Here is a 21913-nt window from a genome sequence, read left to right on the forward strand (position 1 = left end):
AGGAGGAAACAGATTATGGAACACCTTGAACTTCGGCGGAAAATCATAATCATGATTTCTATTATGGCTGCCATGCTTTTTGCAGCTTTAAATCAAACGATTGTAGGAACTTCGCTTCCAAGAATAATCGCCGATCTTGGAGGCATCGAATATTATAGCTGGGTATTTACGATTTTCATGTTAACATCCAGTATTACAGCTATTCTTGTAGGAAAACTATCTGATATATATGGCCGAAAACCCTTTATACTTATAGGTATTGGAGTTTTCACTGTTGGTTCACTGCTCTGCGGTGTTTCAGACAGCATCCTCGAACTTATACTATACCGCGGGATTCAAGGTTTTGGCGGAGGGATGATCATGTCTACCGCTTTTACGGCTGTAGGAGATCTCTTCTCTCCACGTGAACGCGGCAAATGGCAAGGAATCATGAGCAGTGTTTTCGGATTGGCAAGTGTCTTTGGCCCAACTCTTGGCGGCTATATCGTGGATCATTTTCATTGGCATTGGGTATTCTGGATTTTCCTTCCGTTTGGTTTAGTAGCGTTTGCAGCTATTTATTTTCTTTTTCCATCTGTACAAAGAAAAGAAAAGGAATCCATTGATTATACCGGGTCTTTGCTTTTAACGATCACAGTAGTACCGCTTCTACTTTCGTTCACATGGGCTGGAAATCAATATGAATGGCTATCGCCTGAGATCATCGGCCTTTTTGGCGTAACAATCGTTGCATTCTTTTTGTTTATCCGTACAGAAAAACGTGTCAAGAGCCCCGTACTTCCGCTTGATATGTTTAAAAATAAAGTATTTACAATCTCAAATATTATCGGACTATTCTTAGGTGCTGGAATGTTTGGGTCAATCATGTATATGCCGTTCTTTATCCAAGGCGTAATGGGCACATCAGCTACGAAATCCGGATTTGTCATGATGCCCCTGACACTTGCGATGGTAGCGGGAAGTACAATCAGCGGCCAGATCATTACAAAGACCGGCAAGTATAAAAAACTTGCATTGCTTGGATTGTTCATTATGGCTAGCGGAATGACGAGTATGCATTTCATGGACACGGAAACTACGAATATGACAGCTACACTCAACATGATCCTAGTTGGAACAGGCCTTGGAGTCACCTTCCCTATCTTTACATTAACTGTACAAAATGCAGTCGAACATAAATATTTAGGGGTTTCCACTTCCTCTGTACAGCTGTTCCGTCAATTAGGAGGAACAATCGGTGTTTCGATCATGGGAAGTGTCATGAACAATACACTGGCAGATCATTTTAGTAAAAATTCTCAAAAACTAATCGCTTCCACTCAAAATGTTACTCCTCAGATGAGCGAACAAATTAAGGAACTGGCGAATCCTCAAGTACTGTTGAATCAAGAAGCGGTGATGGCAAAGTTCAGCAACTTGCCTCCAGAATCTGTTGTTTTCTTAAAACAAGTCATGGAGATTCTGCGCGAATCATTAAGCTATGCCTTAAATGGTGTTTTCCTGACAGGAGCGCTCGTGATTGGAACCGCCTGGCTGCTTACGTTCTTCTTCTTAAAAGAAATACCGCTGAGAACATCAAATGAAAACAAAGAAGAATTAAAAGATCAATCTGCATAAAGAAAAGACGGCAGGAATTTGCCGTCTTTTTATTTTAGGTGTTCCCCTATGCTTTGTTGTTATTAGAAGATGTTGATTTCCGCTCTAGGATGCTCGCTTTCCGCGGGGCGTGCGATGAGCCCCCTCGTCGCGTTGCGACATTGAATGGTCTCATCTGTCCCGCTGATCCCGCAGGAGTCTCGCACCTTGCGCTCCAATCAACTAGTCTCAGAAGCGTATTCCACAAAAATATTCTTAAGGCAACTTCTATTCAGAAATGAGCTTATTATTTTACTAACGGTTCTTGTTTTGTATCGTTCTCAGAACCAGTCATATGAACAGGAAAATTCATACTCCACATGCCAATATCTTTAAATCCAAGTCTTTTATAGATGGAACCTGCTTTTGGGTTATCGTAGAAAAGGCATAGTGCTTTTCCTTCTGATAGAACATCCTGACAAAGTGCCTCCATGCATCGGGTTGCGAGACCTTGGTTTCTTTTTTCGGGATGTGAACATACACCAACAATCATAGCAGATAGTGAATTTTCAGCAGTGGTTGAGGCGCATGAAACGACAATGTTACCTTCCTTCATAAAATAGGTACGTCCCGTTTTTGTTTTCAGCGCCTGCTCCAAACTTTGTCTTGCAGTCGCTCTAATCGTGAATTCTTTAATTTGCTGTTTCAGCTCTATTAATGAATCCACATCTTGAATCCCTGCTTGCTCAATTCCCTCTCTGCTGATGTTTTTATTTAACAAGTCGTCATCTTTTAGCTCAGCAAAGTACGTTTCTTTTGTTCGTTCAAACTTAACATAAGGACGGAACTGTTCAGTAATCTCCTTTTTTCCTGAGAGCATTTCATATGTGGTGTCTTTATTTATGATCTCTGAAAAACCTTTTGCGTTAATGGTTCCTTTTGCATATGGCAAATAGTTCCCCATATAGCGGAGTAGAATCCCTTTTATTTCTCCTGCATCATCCTGGTCTATCCAGATTTCTTGAAAATCAGTTTCATAGCCAAAATTCTCAATATCCGCAATGATAAATAGATTAAGAGCAGGTTCATCACTCAAATAATTCATTACTTTCTTATGCATTGTCTGATTTACTTTAACAACCATCTGCCTGTCACCTCTCCTATGTTTCTATTAATTTTAGCTCAAAAATGGAAAAATACAACAATCTTATTCCAATCAAAAACAAAAAAATCCTGCAGAACCTGCAGGATTCGAACGATCTCCGAATTGTTTTATTTTAAGAAAGCGTGATGATAGCGAACTGCCGCAACCGCATAATCGCCTCGGGAAACTGCTTTCGCCGGCTTAAATGTTGCATGTACAACAGGTTCTAAATCGTAAGGTCCTTGTTCCACAGAGAAATATGCATTCATCATGTTTAAATCTAATGCGAGCTGTACGTATCCTTTTAACTCTTGAGGAATATTGTCCGCATCATCAAGCGGAATTCGTGCATCTCCATATTGTACAGACAATGTTGCTGTTTGAACTTCCCCTGCTTGCTTTTCTAAACCGAGTGCTTGAACAAGTGAATACGCTATTTCAGCACGGTTCACTGATCCGTATGGATCAAACTCGGCAGTAGTTTTAGGCAAAACAACTCCTTTTGAAGTTTGTAGAGCATCTCTAAATGCTCCGCCTCGTGCAGTTGCTGCATTGATAAAAGGCGCGTCAGAAGCTGTTACATCTGTGTAGTCATTTGTCTTAGAATCGATGCTTTGACGAATTTCCGCACCTGCTACTAAAAATTTGGCAAGTTCAGAGCGAGTTAATATCTGGTCAGGTTTAAATGTTCCATCTGCATACCCATCTACGAGCCTTTCACTAACTGCAGTTTGAATCGCATTTGCTGCTGGATGTCCGTTAATATCAGACAAGCCTGTATATCCGCCTGCTGTTTTATACGTAATGGTTCCATCTACTTCTTCCGGCAGTCCTGCTCCACCAGTAGGGTTTTCTTGTGCGCCTCGCAGACCTCGGATTTCAAGCTTCCACTCTCCTGCTTTCGGTGCTTCTACAACAACCGTCCGATCCGCTTCTAACGGAAACAATAATGAAATGCCTGAACTGAATTCATTGCCTGCAGGATCAATTAAAACAAGATTGATCGGATTTCCTGTCTCTTCGTCAATTCCATTTGCATGAATTTGTGCAACGAGCGTTGTTAAGTTTTCGTTAACCGTAAAACTATGCTGGTTCGTTGACGTTAACTTTGCAGGGTCATACGTTAAGGCGAATTTTTCCTTAGAAGATGACATCTCAATATTGCTGTTAAATGTTCTGACAGCATTAACGGTTTGTCCATATTGGCCAGAATGTACGATCGCATCCATCGCTGCATATGCGTTTACATATCCTGCGCCAACTTCCCAAGGTTCCATACCCGGTATGTTTGTTGCCGTTTGCTGAAGAACATCTTTGATTTCTTGAGGAGAGAGGGTTGGATCAGCTTCAAGCAACAGCGCTGTAATACCTGCTACATGAGGTGTTGCCATGGATGTTCCGCTCATCGTTGTGTAATAAGGAACATAAGCAGGCTCAATTCCTTCTGCATCCTCTCCTGCACCTAATGAAGAAACTGGAGCAATAACACGTGTTGAAACGATATCCACTCCAGGAGCAGTTATAGATGGTTCGTCTTTCCATGTCCATGTTTTTCCATCCATTTCAAATGTTCCGCCAGTATTTTTTGTTCCTCGAGAGGAAAAGTCTGCAAGCTTTCCTGATTTTTCACCGGCAGCTACGGAAATAACCCAAGGTGCTTTTGAATATGGATTATGAGTATTTTCACCAGGACCAGAATTTCCTGCTGCGAACAAGACGGTAATGCCACGGTCATATGCGGATTTACTAGCAATGTTGATCGGATGCTCAGGTTCAAAATCACCTGAGGACCCCCAGGAATTCGTAATGACTCGTATATTATATTTGGCCTGGTGTGAAATCGCATAATCAAATCCACCAATACCATCCAAAACGAACAGTGCTGCGCCAGAACCATATCCAATTAAGTCAGCTCCTGGTGCTGCTCCTTCATATCTTCCACCAGACATAGCCCCAGTACCACCAACTGTTCCGGCAACATGTGTACCATGTCCTGAATTCGTATCTGTGTTCGGAACGTTCTCTTGATAGCTGATTGGTAATACGCCAGAGATAGAGTGAAGGTTTGCTGAAGCCATTACATTTTGCACCAAATTCTTACCTAATTCATGGTCTTTGTGCGTACCGTCAACACCACTATCATTTACGACAACCCCAATACCTTTTCCTGTAAAAGGAAGACCGCCATTTTTCTTCGTCATTGAGCTATCTGTTCTCACCTTATCAACGCCTGTCAGTGCAGTTGCATCAGCATTGAAGTAACTTAATTTTTCATTTAAAAACAAAGAACGAACTTGGCTTGACTTAGCAAGTTGCTGAATCTGATCTGGAGTTGCTTTTACCCCTGCCATTGGAAGTGTTTTTAGGGTAACCGCATTATTAATGCCAACTCCTTTTAATAATGCGAGCTGTTCTAGTTTTGGGGCACCTGTCCCATGAAACGTTACGATAACCTCCAATGAGTTTATACCTGAGACTAATTTATGCTGAAGTGACTTTCCAATTACCGCAGAGTACGTTTGTGCAGATGCCTTCCCAGGATGATTCATAGGCAGAGCAAGCGATAATACCATAAGTAAAGCAAACCATACTTTTATACTTTTTCTCAAGGTGAATTCTCCTTTCATTTTCTGAATTTTCCGCTTAGTCAAATTATCTCAAAAGTAAAATATGAAAACTATTCACCATCGGTTGTAAAACTCTATAAAACTGGAACTATTTGCATATAGTACAAAAGAGTTAAGCATGATAGGCAACTATATTACATGAAGCAAAAGAAGCTAAACCAGCATGAGTAACTAGTTTAGCTCTTTCGTTTATTTTGCTAGAAAGGAAGCCGTGACAGCATCGTATGCGTTTATATAACCGGCTCCCGTTTCCCATGATTCATAACTATTCATAGAAGTTGCTGAGTTTACTAGAATTTGTTTAACATCACTTGGTGTTAATAAAGGATTTGCATCCAGCATTAGTGCCACAACCCCAGCAGCATGGGGTGCAGCCATAGAGGTTCCGCTTAGTGTTGTGTAATAGGGCAAATGAGCTGGATCGATTGTTTGAATATCTTGTGGTGTTCCCAGAACTCCTACAGGAGAAGCAACACGTGTTGAAACAATATCTTTTCCCGGTGCAGTAATTGTCGGTTGGTCACGCCATAAAAATTCCATTCCATCAACGATTGCTGAACCACCAACACCTCGATTTCCTCTTGATGAAAAATCTGCTAATGTACCATCTTTTACACCTGCAGCCACGGTAATAACCCATGGTGCTTTTTTATAATTTCCGGTTATTGTATTTTCCCCTGGACCTGAATTACCTGCAGAGAACACAGTTACAATATTTCGGTCATACAACAATTTAGTAGCTATATTTACTGGGTGATCAGGATCAAATGGTGTTCCCATGTCTCCAGTATCACCCCATGAATTTGTAATTACTCGTATACCATATTGCGCTTGATGTGTTAGAGCATAATCAAATGCACCGATTGTGTCTAAAATAGCTAGACCTGCACCGCTCCCATATCCGATTAAATCAGCGCCTGGTGCTACTCCTTCATATTTCCCGCTAGACATTACGCCAGTTCCACCAACGATACCTGCAACATGGGTTCCATGACCAGAGTTGTTATCTGTTGCAGGGACATTTTCAATATACTGTATAGGTAATATCTCATGTACCGCATGCAGGTTAACTTGTCCAGCAACATTCTGAACTAAATTTTTTCCAAATTCGTGATCTTTATGTGATCCGTCAACACCGCTATCGTTAATAACGACTCCTACTCCTTTACCGGATACAGGAAGCCCGCCATTTTTTTTCTGAAAATCCGCATCTTCTCTAACTCGGTCAACACCAGTTAAATCAGTAGAATCTTCATTATCATATGTTAAAGGTGCGTTATAATAAACGGAAAGTACTTTCGAATTATCATTTAATAATTCTAATTGCGTTACAGAAATCACTACACCAGCAATCGGCAAAGCATTCATAATGATTCCATTTTGAACACCTGCTTCTTTTAATGAGGCTTTAATCTCCGTTTGGCTCATTTCTTTATCGAAAGTGACAATCGCTTCAACAGCTGTATCCGTTGTTAATCTTTGTAAAAGTCTTTTGTCTAATGCAGGAGAACGATGAATCGGTTCAGCATGTGTTGGCAATACAGAAGGCAAAATTAAGCTTGCTGCAATAATAACAGAAATTATTATTCTCTTAAAATTCATGGGTTCACACTCCTATTAATAGAATTTTCTAACAGTTCTTGTTATTATCTCAGCTGTTCTGAAACATTTCTATTCACGATAAGTTTTATTTTTATAGTGCTTTTGTATTAAAAAAACACTCCGTAGAGTGTTTTTCCCATTATCTCATAGGTACAAGCTGATTTTGGACTGCATAAATAACGGCCTGTGATCTGCTCTTTACTTCTAATTTCTTAAAAATCTTACTGACATGAATTTTTACAGTTTTGTCACTGATAAATAATTTCTCAGCAATCTCTTTATTGCTAAGTCCTTCAACGAGTCCAATTAGTACTTCCTGTTCACGGTCTGTGAGGTTCGACTCGTCTTTTTTAAATTGAGTTTGCTGTAGATGAATATTTACCAGTTTCTTTGTCATCCTCGGAGTAATCATAGATTCTCCACGGAACACGGTATTAATGGCATCAACGACATGCTCTGATGGTGCATCTTTTAATAAATATCCATCTGCACCTGCTTTTAGTGCAGACAGCAAATATTCATCATGTGTGTACATCGTTAGAACAAGGATGCGCGCATTAGGATTTTTCGATTTAATAATCGCTGTTGTCTCTACCCCGTTAATACCGGGAAGATTAATATCCATGATGATAACGTCTGGTGCCAATTCATCAGCGAGTTTTATTGCTTCTTCTCCTGAAATCGCTTCACCAATAACTTTCATGTCATCTTCAAATGACAGTATATTCTTCAATCCGTCTCTTAAAATAGCATGGTCATCCACAAGCAAAATTGTAATCATGTTATATTTGCCTCCTTAGATTCTATTTGGGGTATCTGAAGCTTTATTTCCGTTCCTTTCCCTTTAGCTGAATCAATATGAAGCGATGCACCCAGACTGTCAGACTGTTCATTCATGTTTAAAATCCCGTAATGCGGTTCTTGTCGGGCTTTGATCATAGATTCATATAAAGAAAAACCTTTTCCATCATCTTTGATTCTAAAAAAGACCTGATCATTTGAATAGCTTAAAAGGATGTCCACTTTTGTTGCCTCAGCATGTTTTAAAACGTTCTGGAGGCTTTCCTGAAATACGTCGAAAATGACTTTTTCCACCATTGTGCTAAGAGTTCTCCGAGTTCCTCTTTCCTGAAAACGAATTTGAATATTGTGACCCTCTTTTTCTATGGACTTTACTTTTGATTTGATCGCATGATGAAGACCTATACGCTCAGTTGGATAGGGGCGCAATGCATAAATGGATTCCCGCAATTCCTTTAAGCTGCCTCTTAATTTTTCTGTACTAAAGGCTACCAATTGTTTTGTCTTCTCTGGTTTATCAGAAAAAATACGTTGTGCTGTCTCAAGCTGCATGACTGATCCCGCAAGAGTCTGTGCAATACCGTCATGAATTTCACGTGCTATGCGGTTTCGTTCTTCCAATAGTACCCTTTTTTCTCGTTCTGATAGAAGCAGTTTCGTTTTCCATGCAACAGCAAGCTGATTTACGAGGGTCGCCATTGATTGTGTCTCCACTGCAGAAAAGGAATGCGCCCTTGTTCTTCCTGTAATCAATACGCCTATAACTTCATCTTCTGCCATTAATGGTGCAAGCATCACTGATTTAATAGCTTTGTTAAAATAAGAAAATGCCCAGGAATCAACCTCATTTTTTTTATTAAATAAGTGCATGACTGGATCGGATTCAAGTTGTTCAATGAAATCCGCAGACATATCTTTTACAAACGAGTACCCACCGTTTTCATATGCGATTCTCCATGAACGTCCATCGTTCAGAAATAACAAAACGGCATCTGTCCCTAAAAACTCTAAAAAAGGCAGTTCTACTTGCTCGAGCCAATTTTTTGATGGAAGCTGTGCATTAAAGGTTGTACTAATTTGGTATAAAGCTTTTAGTCGGTTCTGCTCTTGGTGCAATTTGGCAATAAAAGAAGAAATGAGAGCGATCGCCACAAGTGGAGAAAAGAAGAAGATATAAGAAAACACATCTACTACACCACGGTTTTGGCTGCCTAACATAAACATCAGCGTGATATACAAAATGGAAAAGAGTGTTACTGCCAGCTCTGAAATCGTTTTTATTTTCCATATCTTAAACGAGTATAGTTGCGGCCGTATAAGTAAAACTGCATCTACAATTATATTATTGAAAACAGAATACAAAATAACAACTAGTATCATCCTAATCTCTGCATGCCATATCTCACTCATTCCTGGTTCGAATAGTGTCATGATAAGGTCTGCGATATGAACTGCAGCAAAAAAACTGATCAGAAGCTGAGATGGATTAAAAAGAACGATTCGAAGCGGCCGATGGTTTAAAACTTGTACAAGTCCTGCCATTCCTCCAAACACAAATATTGCAATTCCCCAACCATAAAGAATTTCTATTGTATAAAGCAAAGGAAAACTAAGTGCACTAAGTCCTTTCCAGATTGGAATGGGATAAAATTCAGTGATAAACAGAAACAATAATAATGTGAAAAAAATAAGCAATTCTGGAAATTTTGTAATAGATAATGCGCTATAAACCCAAATAATTATTCCTATTACGATAATGGTTGACACAAACTTGCTTGCTGCTGCCTCCCGATTCAAGCCCATTTTTCCACCTCATTTTTATAAAAATTCAGTTATTTTATTATAACATAGCTATTTAGCATACATTCTCCTCCAAAATTTTGGGAGTGTGCCACAATAAATAGAGCGTAAAAAAACCGAAATTAGTCGAATGACATCCGTCGCTGACCAATTCCGGAAAAACCAAAATGTTTTTACATATTATCGCACTTCATTAAAAGGGTTTCTATTGAACGAAAGACGTAAATTCACATAGTACCAAATAACTATACCGTTTATAAAGAATATTTTCGCTGTCTTTATTGCCCTTAAAATGGCTGATTTCCGTTCAAGGATGCTAAAGGGCATTTTATAATAGATGAGATAAAAACATTGTTGCTGTTCCAAAATAAACAAATAACGAGAAAATATCATTCAGTGTTGTAATCAGGGGTCCCGATGCCACAGCTGGGTCCACCTTAAAGCGATACAGCAGTAAAGGAATTAAGGTGCCAGCTAGCGTCCCAATAATTAATGTAAAAAATAGAGAGCTTCCGACAACCAGACCTAAAATGAGGTTGCCTTTCCATAAGAAAGCGACAATCGCAATTAAGATCCCGCATGTGATCCCGATAATAAATCCTACACCAAACTCACGCATGATCAGCTTTGCAATCGTTGCCCGGTCAATATCATGAGATACCAATCCTCGAACAACAACGGCAAGTGATTGTGTACCTGTGTTCCCCGTCATCCCAGCAATCATCGGCATAAAATAGGTCAAGGCAACCGCTTTTTCAATGGTCCCTTCAAAGGTGCTAATGATACTTCCTGATAATATTCCAATAAAAAGCAGCAGTATCAGCCACGGTAGACGGCGATAGGATGCTACAATCGCGCTTGTTTGAAAATCAATCGACTTACCGGTTGCGGATAGTTTTTCAATGTCTTCATTCGCTTCTTCAATTAAGACATCTAGAACATCATCGACAGTTACAATCCCGATCAGCCGCTCCTGTTCATCAATAACCGGTACCGCGATAAAGTCATAGCGCTCTATCGTTCTGGCTACTTCTTCCTGATCCGTTTCTGCAGGTACTGCGATGACCCTGCTATACATGATCTCTTCGATCTTTTCATCCATTTCAGCCAGCAGAAGGTCTCTGTACGAAACAACTCCTACAAGCTTTTTGTCTTCATCAATAACATATAGATAATAAATATTCTCAGCAAAACCAGCGAACGTTTTGAGTTTTTCGACTGCATCCCGAACCGTATATACTTTCGGAATCCAGACAAAACGGTTTGTCATAATTCCGCCGGCAGTATCAGAGTCATATTGCATCAAGCTCTGAACTGTTTTGGATTCGTCTGCTTTCATTGAAGATAAGAAGTCCTGAATTTCATTTACATCCAAATTACCAAGCAAGTCAGCAAGGTCATCATTTTCCATCAAGTTCATGATATGAGATGACCGTTCGATGCCTAATTTGTGCAGGATCTCCATCTGCAGGTCACTCTCTAATTCTTGAATCAATGAGGCGATCTGTCTGGTTGTTAAAAACGTTACAAACTTATGCCTGTGCTTATCAGGCAGGTTCTTATACACATTAGCAATATCATAAGGATGAAGTTCATCAATAAGCAGCTGAAATTCTTTTTTTCGAAGCTCTTTCAGGTTTTTAATAACATACAATAAAATCTGGTTCTCTGACATCTCTTTAAACAAGGAACGTCACCTCCTTATAAAATACTCATTCATTATAAGTGATTTATTCATGTCTGACTATGAAAGAAATGATGGAATAGTAAGCTTTCTAACCTTATTCATAGCATATCGCTTTTCAAAAAGAAAAAACCATCTTAAATAGATGGTTTCCTCACTTTTTTTATTCTATTTCCCTATTTCAACCATAAATAATCCAGTGAATAAGTACCTGCACCCGTTAAGGCTACTCCCACTACTACCGCAATAAGGATAAGATTGAATTCGTATCCGTTAGCTGTTACCCAAAAGCCATTCTGCAAGTGAACTTTAAGGATAGCTACAAGCATTGTAGCTGCGATTAAAATCGCTCCTATTTCTGTAAAAAGTCCTGCTGCGAAAAGTAATCCTCCGCCAAATTCTGCAAGACCTGCTAGCAGTGCCATCGTATAGCCAGGCTTTATTCCAATTGACTCCAGCCAGCCTCCTGTTCCCTTTAAACCATAGCCCCCAAACCAGCCAAACAACTTTTGCGCACCATGTGCTGCAAGAGCCAGACCCACAACGAGACGAATAATGAGTAATCCTAAAGATAGCATAATATAATCCCCTCTTTCTTAAGTTTATTTTACTTACTTTACGTTAGTATATTACGATATGTAACTTGTCTATGTCAAGTAACTTTAAAAAAATAATTACAAATCCAAAAAAAATACCGCATTCCTTTTTAAAAGAATATGCGGCAGATTCAGATTTAAGCTTGATCCGTTAAAATAATTGGACCATTTCTTGTTATGGCAACTGTATGTTCATATTGGGCAGACAGGCTTCCATCGAAGGTCAATGCCGTCCATCCATCAGATCCCATCGTTATATAAGGCAGCCCTTGATTGAGAATAGGCTCTATCGTAATAACCATACCTTCTTTTAATCGAATGCCTGAATCCCGTTCGCCAACATGATGTACTTGTGGTTCCTCATGAATTTTCCGGCCAATCCCATGACCTATGAATTCTCTCACAATTGAATAGCCTTTTCTATCAGCATAGGATTCAATCGCGTACCCTATATCTCCTAAACGGTTACCCGGCTGCGCCTGTTCGATCCCTTTATACAATGCTTTTTTTGTGGCATTCATTAATCGTTGTGCCTCTGGCGCGATTTTCCCAACTCCGTACGTCCATGCAGAGTCAGCAAGCCAGCCATTAAGATTCACAACAAAATCAACGGTTAGGATATCACCACTTTTTAAAGGTTTTCGGTTAGGCAGACCATGGCACACTTCATTATTCACAGATGAACACGTTGCGAAAGGATAGCCCATATACCCTTTTTGCGCAGGCTTCGCTCCTCTATCGTGAAGAAAGCGTTCCACAAATCGATCAAGCTCTAGCGTTGTGATACCTGGCAAAACCATTTTGCTTAAAGCTCTATGACATTCAGCAAGGATCGTTCCCGCAAGTTTCATCTTTTCTATTTGTTTATCGGATTTAATCTCAACCAAACCGCCCTCTCCCTTCCTCTATTTTTTAACTATATTCAGAGGAAAAGTTCTGCGTGAATATTATGGTTGATGGTATACCATGAACTTTACAGCTATAATTTCACGGTACGTGTTTCTATATTTGTTACACGTTCGCTCAGAATTATCGAGATTCGCTCAAAAAAGCCGAGTTACGCTCAAAATTCATCAGCTGCGCTCAAACTGTCTTAAGTTTCGCTCAAAATTCCCCTTTTTCGCTCAAAGGTCATCATTTTTTTTAAAAAACAGCAGTAAAAAACACCAGGCTATAATCAAGCCTGATGTTCTGATTGTTTTAATCGGGATTCAACTACTTTGCCGCCAAGCCATAATACAAAGATACCAAAGACGATCAAACCTAATTTTAGCGGGCTTTTTAAAACATCTACAAAGTCGTAGCCAATGAATGATACGATCGCGATCATGACTAGCTTACCGAGTGCTAAGGCTAAAAAGAACGTTTTTATATTAATACGCGAAAGCCCTCCAACTACATTTACTAGTGCTGATGGCGTGAATGGGAAACAATAGATCAAGAATAGCATGCCAAATCCGTGGCGTTCCACCCAGTTCAGCATCCGTGTTGTGTTGGTATGCCTGTTTAAAAAGTTTAAGAACCTTTTTTGGCCATATCTGCGAACCAACAAAAAGACAATTGCTGATCCCAGACAAACCCCGATCCATGAATAGAGAAACCCTAGCCAAAATCCGTATGCAGCGGCATTCCCTGCTACAAAAAGGAACAATGGCAAGATTGGAATGAATGATTCAAGCATCGGTAGTAGAATACCTGGCAAAAAGCCAAGATCACGATATTGATCAAGTAATTTAAGTATGTTTTCTTCTGTAAAGTATTGCTGCCAATTTTTCCAATCCATCGTTCGCTCACCCTTTTCTTCCTCATACCCTCATCGTTGCCATCGTTAACACTTTTAAAACGAAGCTGAGGAAAAACAAGGAGTCTTTCATTCCAATAATTTTAGCATAATTTAAATAAGCACACTATTTAGAAATGGAATGCGAACGAAATTTTTTCTTCGTCTTTTTTCCAATGATAATGATGCAGAAAACAACTGAAAGCCCTGAGGTAATTCCATAGAATGAGTTCCCCTTACCCAATTCCTCTCCAAGACCCTCTGGAAACAGGAGCCAATATAAAAAAAGTGATCCATGAAGCAGAATACCTGCTCCCGCTAAAACTTTCATCAGCCAAAAAACTGGCATCTGTTTAAACGAGACCATGACAGCAACTATTCCCCAGAACAAAAGAAAATAGCCCCATAATCCCATCCCTGCCGCTGACTTCGTTTTTAATAAGTCCGTTACAAAGAAGATACCGGTAAAAACAGATATCAATCCCGATAAAAGCAGCATACGCCAGGCAGATGTCATACCCCTCACCCTCTTTTTGGTATAATAAAAACCGCCTTAACATGCTGTAAGACGGTTTCTGCTGATTCCTCATTATTGTATAGTTACTTCATAAGAGCAGCGTATACCTGCTCATCCAGCTCTTTTGCTTTCTTTTCGTTATACGTTTTTTCATAAACGGGTTCTTGGACGATCTTAGCTCCCCAGAACATGCTCTCAAATACGTGTTCAATATCTACTTCAATTTTTGCAAGCTTAAGAGGTACATCTGCCATAGCGTTTTCCAAAATATTTGCTTTTCCGTTAATCGAATACACGGTTTCAAGTCCGACAACTGTCATCACTACATGAGGATTGGCTTGAATGTTAGTAACAATTCGAGAATTGTTCGTTACGGTAAAACGGATTTTTTCTTCAGATAAACTCTTTACCCAGGAAATTGCATTCACGGATGGAGCGTTGGATTCAGCGTCAACTGTTCCAAGTAATACAAGCTGCTCGCCTTGGAGGTGTTCAAACAATTCAGGACTTAACTTTGTTGGTGTTTCCTGTTTCGCCATGTGATCGCCACCTTAATTTTTTTTATATGTATGCTGTTTATTTTACCATATATTTCTCAGCAGAAACATGAAAAAGGAAGCTAAAAAAGCTTCCTTTACTCAAATGTTCCTTTTATTACAGCTCTTCCATCTTGAACCATCACTTGCCCGAGCGCAATTACAGAATCGATGTTCAAGTTTTCCTTATTCAGAAGAACAAGATCTGCATGAAGTCCCTCTGCAAGGATTCCTTTTTCTTTAAGCTTTAATACTCGCGCAGGGTTGCTTGTAATCGTCTGCAGGGCAGTTTCGAGAGGTATTCCCTCTTGGAGGACGGCATCTCTTACTTCCTTATATAGAGAATTCACTTTACCAATGCGAAGTCCTGTAAATTCTCCCCGCTCATTAAATGCAGGCAAACTTCCTTGTGCATCAGATGTGAATGTAATGCGTTCAACAGGCACTCCATCGTCAAGCATCCGTTTTAAGCCCGCACTGCATTTTACTTCGCCTTCTTCTATGAACTGTTTTGTTGTACTGGTTGTAAAATCTACATAGCCGCCCTTTTTGGCGTATTCAATTCCGGCTTCAAACACATAAGAATTTCGATTGATATGCGTAGGATAAAATTGAGAAACCGGGAGATCTGTTTTCTCTATTACTTCTTCAATTAACGAAAGCATGTTTCTTGAATCACCGAGGTGGATGTTTACTACCCCCGCTTTCCCTGACAACATTCCTGCCACACGTGCTTGTGAAGCGAGTCTTGCCAGTTCGTGAGCCTGAGGCTGTGAAGATCGATGGTCAGCAATAGCAATCTCTCCAACTCCGACAACTTCATCGATCATCATGATATCTGTTTCGATGCTTCCAGTCAGTGTTTTTACAGGTACTTGATATGAGCCAGTGTGTACAAAACAGGAGATTCCCTCTTCTTTAAGTGCTTTTGCTTTTGCGATTAAATTTGTCATCGTTCGGGCAGTTCCATCCGTACCAATGACACCGACGATGGTCGTGACACCCGCAAGCGTTACGTCAGACAAATAAATCTCAGGCGTCCTTGTTTTGTATCCGCCTTCTCCTCCGCCGCCAGTAATATGAACGTGAGCATCGATGAATCCTGGTGTTACAATCTTGTTTGCTGCATCAATTATTTGGATGTCAATATTAGATGATGGCCATTCGATGTGATCTGAAATTTTCGCAATTTTTCCAGCAGCTATTAAAATGTCTTTTTTTCCTAGATGATGAGGTGCATATACCTCTCCGCATTTAACCAGAGTAAACATGATATCAGTCCTTTTTCTTACACATATCTTAAAATGCACGATTTCTATAATAAATCTATTATCAATGAAACCGTTCAGAAAGGGAAATGTAAAGTTTACTTCTTTCTAGTGGACTCAAAATTTGTATCGTGCTCATAAATTTCATATGGTGCTCGTAAATTCCGTATGGCGAGCATAAATTCCATATGACGCTCGTCCAGCGAGTATTAATCTCGCTGGACGAGCAAAAAGCTGACTCCAGGATCTATAAATCCTGTGTCAGCTTTCATTTTTTTAAGATCACGTTACAAAGTCAGGCTTACGCTGTGCCAAAGTCGGGCTTTTTTGCTTTACGGGCTCTGCTGTTTCCATATCTAAAAATGACGTAGCCTCGTTAAACCAGCTATCGGGCGCTTTGTGTCCCCAGAACGTTTGTCTGCGGGGATCATTGATATCCCACTTAACTGGCTTAAAGTCCGGATCACTCGTTAAGTAATCTCCATTATACAGTTCGATGCGGTTTCCGTCTGGGTCACGCACATAAAGGAAAAATGCATTGGATAATCCGTGGCGGCCAGGACCGCGTTCGATATTATCGGCATAGCCCATACTTGCCATCACATCACAGCAGTGTATGAGGCTCATCGGATCTGAAAGCCAGAAGCCTACATGATGTAAACGTGGACCTTCACCGTTCATGAATGCAACGTCGTGAACGGTTGGTTTTCTATGCAGCCACGCAGCCCACGTCTTATCGTCTTCTGTTGCTGTGTACTCTGAAACTCTGAATCCGAGTTCATCCGTATAGAATGCGACAGCTGCTTCCACATCAGGTACCATACAGTTGATATGATCAATACGCTGGACCCTTGCGCCGCGATACAGATCATACTTCTGAATACAGCGCTCAGCCCCTTCCATCTCCACAAAAAACTCCAGCGGAATGCCTGAAGGGTCTTCTACACACAGCGTTTTGCCGATTCCAACCGACTTATCGGCTTCTTTCCAAAGTACTTTTGCTCCTTTTCCTTTAAAAAAGGATTCTAAAGCATCCAGATGACCATCTTCCCAAACCTTATAGCTCACGGCATGCACGCCAGGCTTATCCGCTTTTTTCAAAAGAAGACTATGGTGGCAATGTTCTTCTAATCCCCTTAAAGCCATCCATTCTGAAGAGGAAGCTGTTTCAATGAATCCTAGAGCGTTAACATAAAAATCACGGGAAGCGTTAAGGTCAGTCACGTTCATAACCACTCGCGCGATTCGAATAATGTTAAAATCCAATGTCTGCACCTCCTTATACACTTGTATAATTATGATTTGAGGATTTCACACGGCTCAAAAAGTCCTTTACCATTGCTTTATAAGGCTCTTTGTTGAACTGATCATAATAGATATTCGACATACGCGCCGGGTCGCCAAAGAAATAATATTCATAAAGAGCTTGGCGTCCGCCGAACGTACTGATTGAAATATCCCATGCCAACCGGAATAATTGAGTACGCTCATAGCCATCAATGTTCGCACCTTGTGTATAGCGGTGAACGAGTTCGCCGATATCATCAGCATTAAAGTCTGCTTCAGTCGGTATCCCCATCAAGCCAGATGCACCAAGAATTTTTACGATCTCCACAATGCGCTGATACATCTTCGGGTACCAGTTACGCGCTGCGTTTAACGGAGCGAAATCAGGTGTCATGTTGCCGTACTTATCAATCGACGCATTGTGCTCTGCGCGATAAAGATGAGAACGCATTGTCTCTAAGATCAGCATCACTTCAGACGCTTTTTCTTTAACATGCGGGAACACATCGATTCCGATGGATTCCATCATGTTTAAAATCACACCAAGGACGAATTCGGTTTTAACTGTATTCTTCGCAATAACCTGATGTGCCATGTGAACGATCGCGTTCGTCTCCACATAAGTCCGGTTGCAGATGTCAGAATTTCCACTGACAAATACACGCTCCCAAGGAACCAGTACGTTATCAAAAACAACGATAGCGTCACTCTCTTCAAAACGAGAACTAAGCGGGTGATCCCATTGGCTTCTGCCTTGGTCGAATGACTCTCGGCATAGGAACTTAAGACCTTCTGTATTGTTCGGAATCGCAAATGCCATTGCGTATGGATCATCCTCAGAAGAAGCCTTGTTTAACGTGGATGGGAATACAACGATCTCATCTGTCACGCCGCCAAGAGTTGCTAACAATCTAGCTCCTTTAACAACGATTCCATCTTTGTTCTTTTCAACGATACGCGCTGATAAATATGGGTCTTTTTGCTCGGACTGCTTTTTCGAACGGTTTGTTTGCGGATGAATGAGTGTATGCGTTAAGCTGATGTCATTCTCTCTGCAATATTCATAATACTTTTTCGCGTTTTCAGCGAACATCGGATCATCTTGAGCAAAGAAGCTTCCCGATGTACCGAACGCCATCACACTTGTATTCAGGTAATCAGGCGTGCGTCCCATCATTCCGCCTGTATATCCTGCCCATTCGGAAATCATCTCGCGGCGGCGGATCAGATCCTCAACCGTTTTTGGCGCGATGAATGATAGTCCTACCTGATCACCTGTTTTCTCTGAGGTATATAACATCTTGTCTGCTTTTTCATGCTGGAGGTCATACAGATTGGCAATGGATCTAACAATGTTTCTGAATGCTGGATGAGATGGTACATCATCTACTTTTTTACCGTGAATCCAAACGTTGTTTTTTGCCTTGGTTATCCCTTGGATATATTGTTCCCCCGTACGTGCAGGCAAAGAAATCCCTCCTTAGTGTTTTGCTTCGGTCTGAAGCGATTGTTTTTTCTTTCCGAACTGCTGGATGTGATGATCAGCGAGTGCCACATGCACCACTTTCATTTCCGTGTAGAATTCAAATGCATAGTGCCCTCCTTCACGGCCGATCCCTGAGTTTTTAGATCCGCCGAACGGAATGCGAAGATCACGTACGTTTTGTGAATTCACCCAAAGCATGCCTGCTTCAACAGCGTTTGCCACACGAAGTCCTTTTTTCATATCGTTTGTCCAGACGTAGCCGGCGAGACCGTACTTGATGTCATTTGCGTATTCGATCACTTCAGCTTCATCTTTAAACGTCATAACGGAGAGCACCGGACCAAAGATTTCTTCTTGTGCAACGGTCATATCATTCTTCACATTCAATAAAAGAGTAGGCGCTACGAAGTTTCCTTTTTTATGAGATTCAGAGAGCTGCTGGCTATAGACTTCAGCTCCTTCATCTTCTGCAATCTTCAAATAGCGTTTCACATTTTCATAGTGATCATTATGGATGAGCGGTCCTACTTCTGTATCTGGATCTGATGGGTCACCAACGATGATGTTATTTACTCTTTCTTTTAGTTTGGCAACGAATTCATCTTTAATAGATTCCTGCACAAACAATCGTGAGTTAGCTGTGCATCTTTCACCGTTAAAAGAGAAGATTCCCCACACACAAGCATCCATCGCACGTTCCATGTCACAGTCCTCAAATACGATAATTGGAGATTTGCCTCCAAGTTCCATTGAGAAGCGTTTTAATGAATCCGCTCCGTTCTTCATAATTTCTGATCCTGTTTTCGTCTCTCCTGTAAAAGAGATGAGCTGAACATCAGGATGTGCGACAAGAGAAGCTCCTGCTTTTTCACCAAAACCGTGAACAACGTTGAAGACACCTTGCGGCAATCCTGCTTCATCAACCAGTTCTGCTAGTTTGTTAGCGGTCAGCGGCGACCACTCGGCAGGTTTTAATATAACCGTGTTCCCCGTCGCTAGAGCAGGTGCAATCTTCCACGTTTCAAGCATGAAAGGTGCATTCCATGGTGTGATAAGCCCCGCAACTCCAACCGGTTTTTGGATGGTGTAGTTCATGAACTCGTCATCCACATGATACGCTTCACCAGACATGCGGTTTTTTACCATCTCAGCATAAAATCTAAAGTTATCTGCTGCACGGCCGACCATCTTTCTTGTTTGCGCGATCGGCAGACCTGTATCATAGGACTCCAGCAAGGCGATCTCTTCAATATCACGGTCAATTAATTCAGCTATCTTATAGATGTACTGAAGACGCTTTTCTTGCTTCATCTTGCCCCATGGTCCTTGCTTGAAAGCTTCTTTTGCTGCTTTTGCAGCTTGATTGATATCTTCCTTTGTGCCTTCACTGACTGTATTGATTTTTTCATTTGTAAAAGGATTCAAGTTTACAAAGAATTCACCCGTGTGACCTGAAACGAATTGTCCGTTAATATAATGACGGATCGTCTCGTTAACTTCTGGCTTCATTGTCCTTCCCTCCCGTTGGCACCTTTTCTGAACGGCCATCAACAATCGTGTTTTCCAATGTGCCAAGATAGTCGATTTCAAGTCTTACAACATCTCCTGGATGCACGTGTGAGATTCCTTTCGGAGTTCCAGTCCAGATCACATCGTTCGGCTCAAGCATCATGAAGGAAGACACGAACTCTATGATTTCAGGAATGGAATACATCAGGTCTTTTGTGTTGCCTTGCTGTCTCAGTTCACCGTTCACATATGTGCGGAGTTCAAGGTTTGTAACATCAGGAATATCTGCAGCATCCACATAAAAAGGACCCATCGGACCAAACGTATCGTGTCCCTTTGCTCGTACCGGCGGACGGTACCAGTTGTTGACGAAGTCTCGTACCGTTACATCATTCGCAATGGTGTAACCGCTTACAAAATCCATCGCATTTTCTGCTTTAATATTTCTTCCTTCTTTACCGATCACAACGGCAAGTTCGTTTTCATAATGCATGTAAGTCGCACCGTCTGGATAGAACACTTGCCCCTTATGGCCGACTAGAGATGAATTGGGTTTGATAAAAAGAACAGGTTCAGCAGGCTTTTCCAGACCCAGCTCATCTGCGTGGTCAGCAAAGTTCAGAGCAAGACCAATCATCTTATTTGGGTGAAAAGGCGGTAGCCATGTTTCAATGTCCTTTATATTTGCACTTTTTCCAGACGAAAAAGTAATTACATCATCAGTTACCGTACCCTTTTGTTCTCTTCCTTCATATATCACTCTTGCATGTTTCATTTACGCTTCACTCCCTATTTTTTCTACTAAACCATAATCAGCTAGTACAGATCTGATTTCCTTCTGCAAAGAATCTGACGGCAAGTCCATCGGCATTCTCAAAGTTGGATTGATTTTACCCATCATTCCAAGTGCAGCTTTCAAAGGTGCTGGGTTCGTGTCTTTAAAAAGAACATCGTTTAATGGCATAAGATCATAATGAAGCTTCATTGCTTCTTCTACATTTCCTGCTTCCCATGCGTTATATACTTCAGCGACTTTTGACGGCAGTACGTTTGCTGTAGCAGATATGTATCCAGCCCCACCGATTGCAAGCATTGGATAACAAAGCAGTTCGATTCCTGAATACAGCAAAAAGTCACGTCCGCAGTTTAATAGCACACGATTAATATGTTCAAAGTCTTTGTTGGATTCTTTTACACCGATAATGTTCGGGCAATCTTCGTTAAGACGGGCAAGTGTATTCACTTCAAGGTTAACGGCTGTTCTCCCAGGGATGTTATAGATGATTAGCGGAATATCCACGCTGTCTGCAATGGTCTTGAAGTGTTTGTAAAGTGCATGCTGTGAAGGCTTGTTGTAGTATGGGACGATTACCATCGCAGCATCTGCTCCCATTTCTTGTGCGAGTTTTGTTAGGTGAAGTGATTCTTGGTGGTTGGTTGAGCCTGTTCCGGGAACGATCGGTACACGTTTGTTTACAGCCTTAATCGCTGTTTCCATCACTTGTTCGCGTTCTTTCAGCGTTAGTGAAGAGGGTTCTCCTGTTGTTCCGGTTACTGAAATACCATGACTTCCTGACTGGATATGCCAGTCTATTAAACTTTTAAGGGTATCAAGATCCAATGACTCATCATCGTGAAAAGGGGTAATAATCGGCGCGATGGATCCGCGCAGTGTTTTTTTTGCTTCTTCAATATTCATTT

At 40.9% G+C, this 21913-nt stretch carries 18 protein-coding genes; 1 reads left to right on the forward strand and 17 read right to left on the reverse strand.

Features of this window, described 5'->3' with window-relative positions:
- Positions 1-15: 15 nt before the first annotated feature.
- Positions 16-1617: an MDR family MFS transporter gene (locus EV282_RS11595; protein ID WP_130295962.1), complete on the forward strand. Its 1602-nt coding sequence runs from the start codon at positions 16-18 to the stop codon at positions 1615-1617.
- 265 nt (positions 1618-1882) lie between these two features.
- Here the strand turns inward: EV282_RS11595 and EV282_RS11600 are convergent, their stop codons facing one another.
- From EV282_RS11600 to hpaI, 17 genes are all read right to left on the reverse strand, one after another.
- Positions 1883-2719, reverse strand: a complete 837-nt coding sequence (locus tag EV282_RS11600) for a GNAT family N-acetyltransferase (protein WP_130295963.1) — start codon at positions 2717-2719, stop codon at positions 1883-1885.
- A gap of 128 nt (positions 2720-2847) precedes the next feature.
- Positions 2848-5328, reverse strand: a complete 2481-nt coding sequence (locus EV282_RS11605; RefSeq protein ID WP_242611859.1) for a S8 family serine peptidase — start codon at positions 5326-5328, stop codon at positions 2848-2850.
- A 207-nt stretch (positions 5329-5535) separates the two neighbouring features.
- Positions 5536-6948 (reverse strand): S8 family serine peptidase, encoded by a 1413-nt coding sequence (locus EV282_RS11610; RefSeq protein ID WP_130295964.1) that lies wholly within the window; start codon positions 6946-6948, stop codon positions 5536-5538.
- A 139-nt stretch (positions 6949-7087) separates the two neighbouring features.
- Positions 7088-7729 carry a response regulator gene (locus tag EV282_RS11615; RefSeq protein ID WP_130295965.1) on the reverse strand — a complete coding sequence of 214 codons (642 nt, stop codon included), beginning with the start codon at positions 7727-7729 and terminating at the stop codon, positions 7088-7090.
- Complete coding sequence (locus tag EV282_RS11620) at positions 7726-9552, reverse strand: GAF domain-containing sensor histidine kinase (RefSeq protein WP_130295966.1); 1827 nt, start codon at positions 9550-9552, stop codon at positions 7726-7728. Before EV282_RS11620 ends, EV282_RS11615 begins: the two co-directional genes overlap by 4 nt.
- Positions 9553-9877: 325 nt before the next feature.
- The gene (mgtE, locus tag EV282_RS11625; RefSeq protein WP_207224293.1) at positions 9878-11236 is read right to left on the reverse strand and encodes a magnesium transporter; all 1359 of its coding nucleotides are present in this window, start codon (positions 11234-11236) and stop codon (positions 9878-9880) included.
- 173 nt (positions 11237-11409) lie between these two features.
- A complete protein-coding gene (locus tag EV282_RS11630) occupies positions 11410-11811 on the reverse strand; it encodes a DoxX family protein (protein WP_130295967.1) in 402 nt (133 codons plus the stop codon).
- Between the two features lie 155 nt (positions 11812-11966).
- Positions 11967-12716: a type I methionyl aminopeptidase gene (map, locus tag EV282_RS11635; RefSeq protein WP_130295968.1), complete on the reverse strand. Its 750-nt coding sequence runs from the start codon at positions 12714-12716 to the stop codon at positions 11967-11969.
- Between the two features lie 290 nt (positions 12717-13006).
- The gene (locus EV282_RS11640) at positions 13007-13612 is read right to left on the reverse strand and encodes a TVP38/TMEM64 family protein (protein ID WP_130295969.1); all 606 of its coding nucleotides are present in this window, start codon (positions 13610-13612) and stop codon (positions 13007-13009) included.
- A gap of 124 nt (positions 13613-13736) precedes the next feature.
- On the reverse strand, positions 13737-14126 hold the full coding sequence (locus tag EV282_RS11645) for a hypothetical protein (RefSeq protein ID WP_130295970.1): 390 nt from the start codon (positions 14124-14126) through the stop codon (positions 13737-13739).
- An 83-nt stretch (positions 14127-14209) separates the two neighbouring features.
- Complete coding sequence (locus EV282_RS11650; RefSeq protein ID WP_130295971.1) at positions 14210-14665, reverse strand: pyridoxamine 5'-phosphate oxidase family protein; 456 nt, start codon at positions 14663-14665, stop codon at positions 14210-14212.
- 95 nt (positions 14666-14760) lie between these two features.
- Positions 14761-15933: a beta-aspartyl-peptidase gene (gene iadA, locus EV282_RS11655; RefSeq protein WP_130295972.1), complete on the reverse strand. Its 1173-nt coding sequence runs from the start codon at positions 15931-15933 to the stop codon at positions 14761-14763.
- Positions 15934-16212: 279 nt separating this feature from the next.
- Positions 16213-17196, reverse strand: coding sequence for a 3,4-dihydroxyphenylacetate 2,3-dioxygenase (gene hpaD / locus EV282_RS11660; protein WP_130295973.1), 984 nt, complete (start codon positions 17194-17196; stop codon positions 16213-16215).
- Between the two features lie 13 nt (positions 17197-17209).
- Positions 17210-18685, reverse strand: coding sequence for a 4-hydroxyphenylacetate 3-monooxygenase, oxygenase component (hpaB, locus tag EV282_RS11665; protein ID WP_130295974.1), 1476 nt, complete (start codon positions 18683-18685; stop codon positions 17210-17212).
- Between the two features lie 12 nt (positions 18686-18697).
- Positions 18698-20212: a 5-carboxymethyl-2-hydroxymuconate semialdehyde dehydrogenase gene (gene hpaE / locus EV282_RS11670; protein ID WP_130295975.1), complete on the reverse strand. Its 1515-nt coding sequence runs from the start codon at positions 20210-20212 to the stop codon at positions 18698-18700.
- On the reverse strand, positions 20196-20987 hold the full coding sequence (locus EV282_RS11675) for a fumarylacetoacetate hydrolase family protein (protein ID WP_130295976.1): 792 nt from the start codon (positions 20985-20987) through the stop codon (positions 20196-20198). The genes hpaE and EV282_RS11675 overlap by 17 nt, the downstream gene beginning before the upstream one ends.
- Complete coding sequence (hpaI, locus tag EV282_RS11680; protein ID WP_130295977.1) at positions 20988-21911, reverse strand: 2,4-dihydroxyhept-2-ene-1,7-dioic acid aldolase; 924 nt, start codon at positions 21909-21911, stop codon at positions 20988-20990.
- Between the last annotated feature and the right edge of the window lie 2 nt (positions 21912-21913).

This window comes from Fictibacillus sp. BK138 (assembly GCF_004216955.1).
Lineage (GTDB): Bacteria > Bacillota > Bacilli > Bacillales > Fictibacillaceae > Fictibacillus.

Coding starts and splice junctions, on each gene's coding strand:
- hpaE (WP_130295975.1), bottom strand. CDS start 20,212: ATGAAGCCAGAAGTTAACGAGACGATCCGTCATTATATTAACGGACAA.
- EV282_RS11640 (WP_130295969.1), bottom strand. CDS start 13,612: ATGGATTGGAAAAATTGGCAGCAATACTTTACAGAAGAAAACATACTT.
- EV282_RS11610 (WP_130295964.1), bottom strand. CDS start 6,948: ATGAATTTTAAGAGAATAATAATTTCTGTTATTATTGCAGCAAGCTTA.
- EV282_RS11645 (WP_130295970.1), bottom strand. CDS start 14,126: ATGACATCTGCCTGGCGTATGCTGCTTTTATCGGGATTGATATCTGTT.
- iadA (WP_130295972.1), bottom strand. CDS start 15,933: ATGTTTACTCTGGTTAAATGCGGAGAGGTATATGCACCTCATCATCTA.
- EV282_RS11650 (WP_130295971.1), bottom strand. CDS start 14,665: ATGGCGAAACAGGAAACACCAACAAAGTTAAGTCCTGAATTGTTTGAA.
- EV282_RS11595 (WP_130295962.1), top strand. CDS start 16: ATGGAACACCTTGAACTTCGGCGGAAAATCATAATCATGATTTCTATT.
- EV282_RS11615 (WP_130295965.1), bottom strand. CDS start 7,729: ATGATTACAATTTTGCTTGTGGATGACCATGCTATTTTAAGAGACGGA.
- EV282_RS11630 (WP_130295967.1), bottom strand. CDS start 11,811: ATGCTATCTTTAGGATTACTCATTATTCGTCTCGTTGTGGGTCTGGCT.
- EV282_RS11675 (WP_130295976.1), bottom strand. CDS start 20,987: ATGAAACATGCAAGAGTGATATATGAAGGAAGAGAACAAAAGGGTACG.
- EV282_RS11600 (WP_130295963.1), bottom strand. CDS start 2,719: ATGGTTGTTAAAGTAAATCAGACAATGCATAAGAAAGTAATGAATTAT.
- hpaI (WP_130295977.1), bottom strand. CDS start 21,911: ATGAATATTGAAGAAGCAAAAAAAACACTGCGCGGATCCATCGCGCCG.
- EV282_RS11620 (WP_130295966.1), bottom strand. CDS start 9,552: ATGGGCTTGAATCGGGAGGCAGCAGCAAGCAAGTTTGTGTCAACCATT.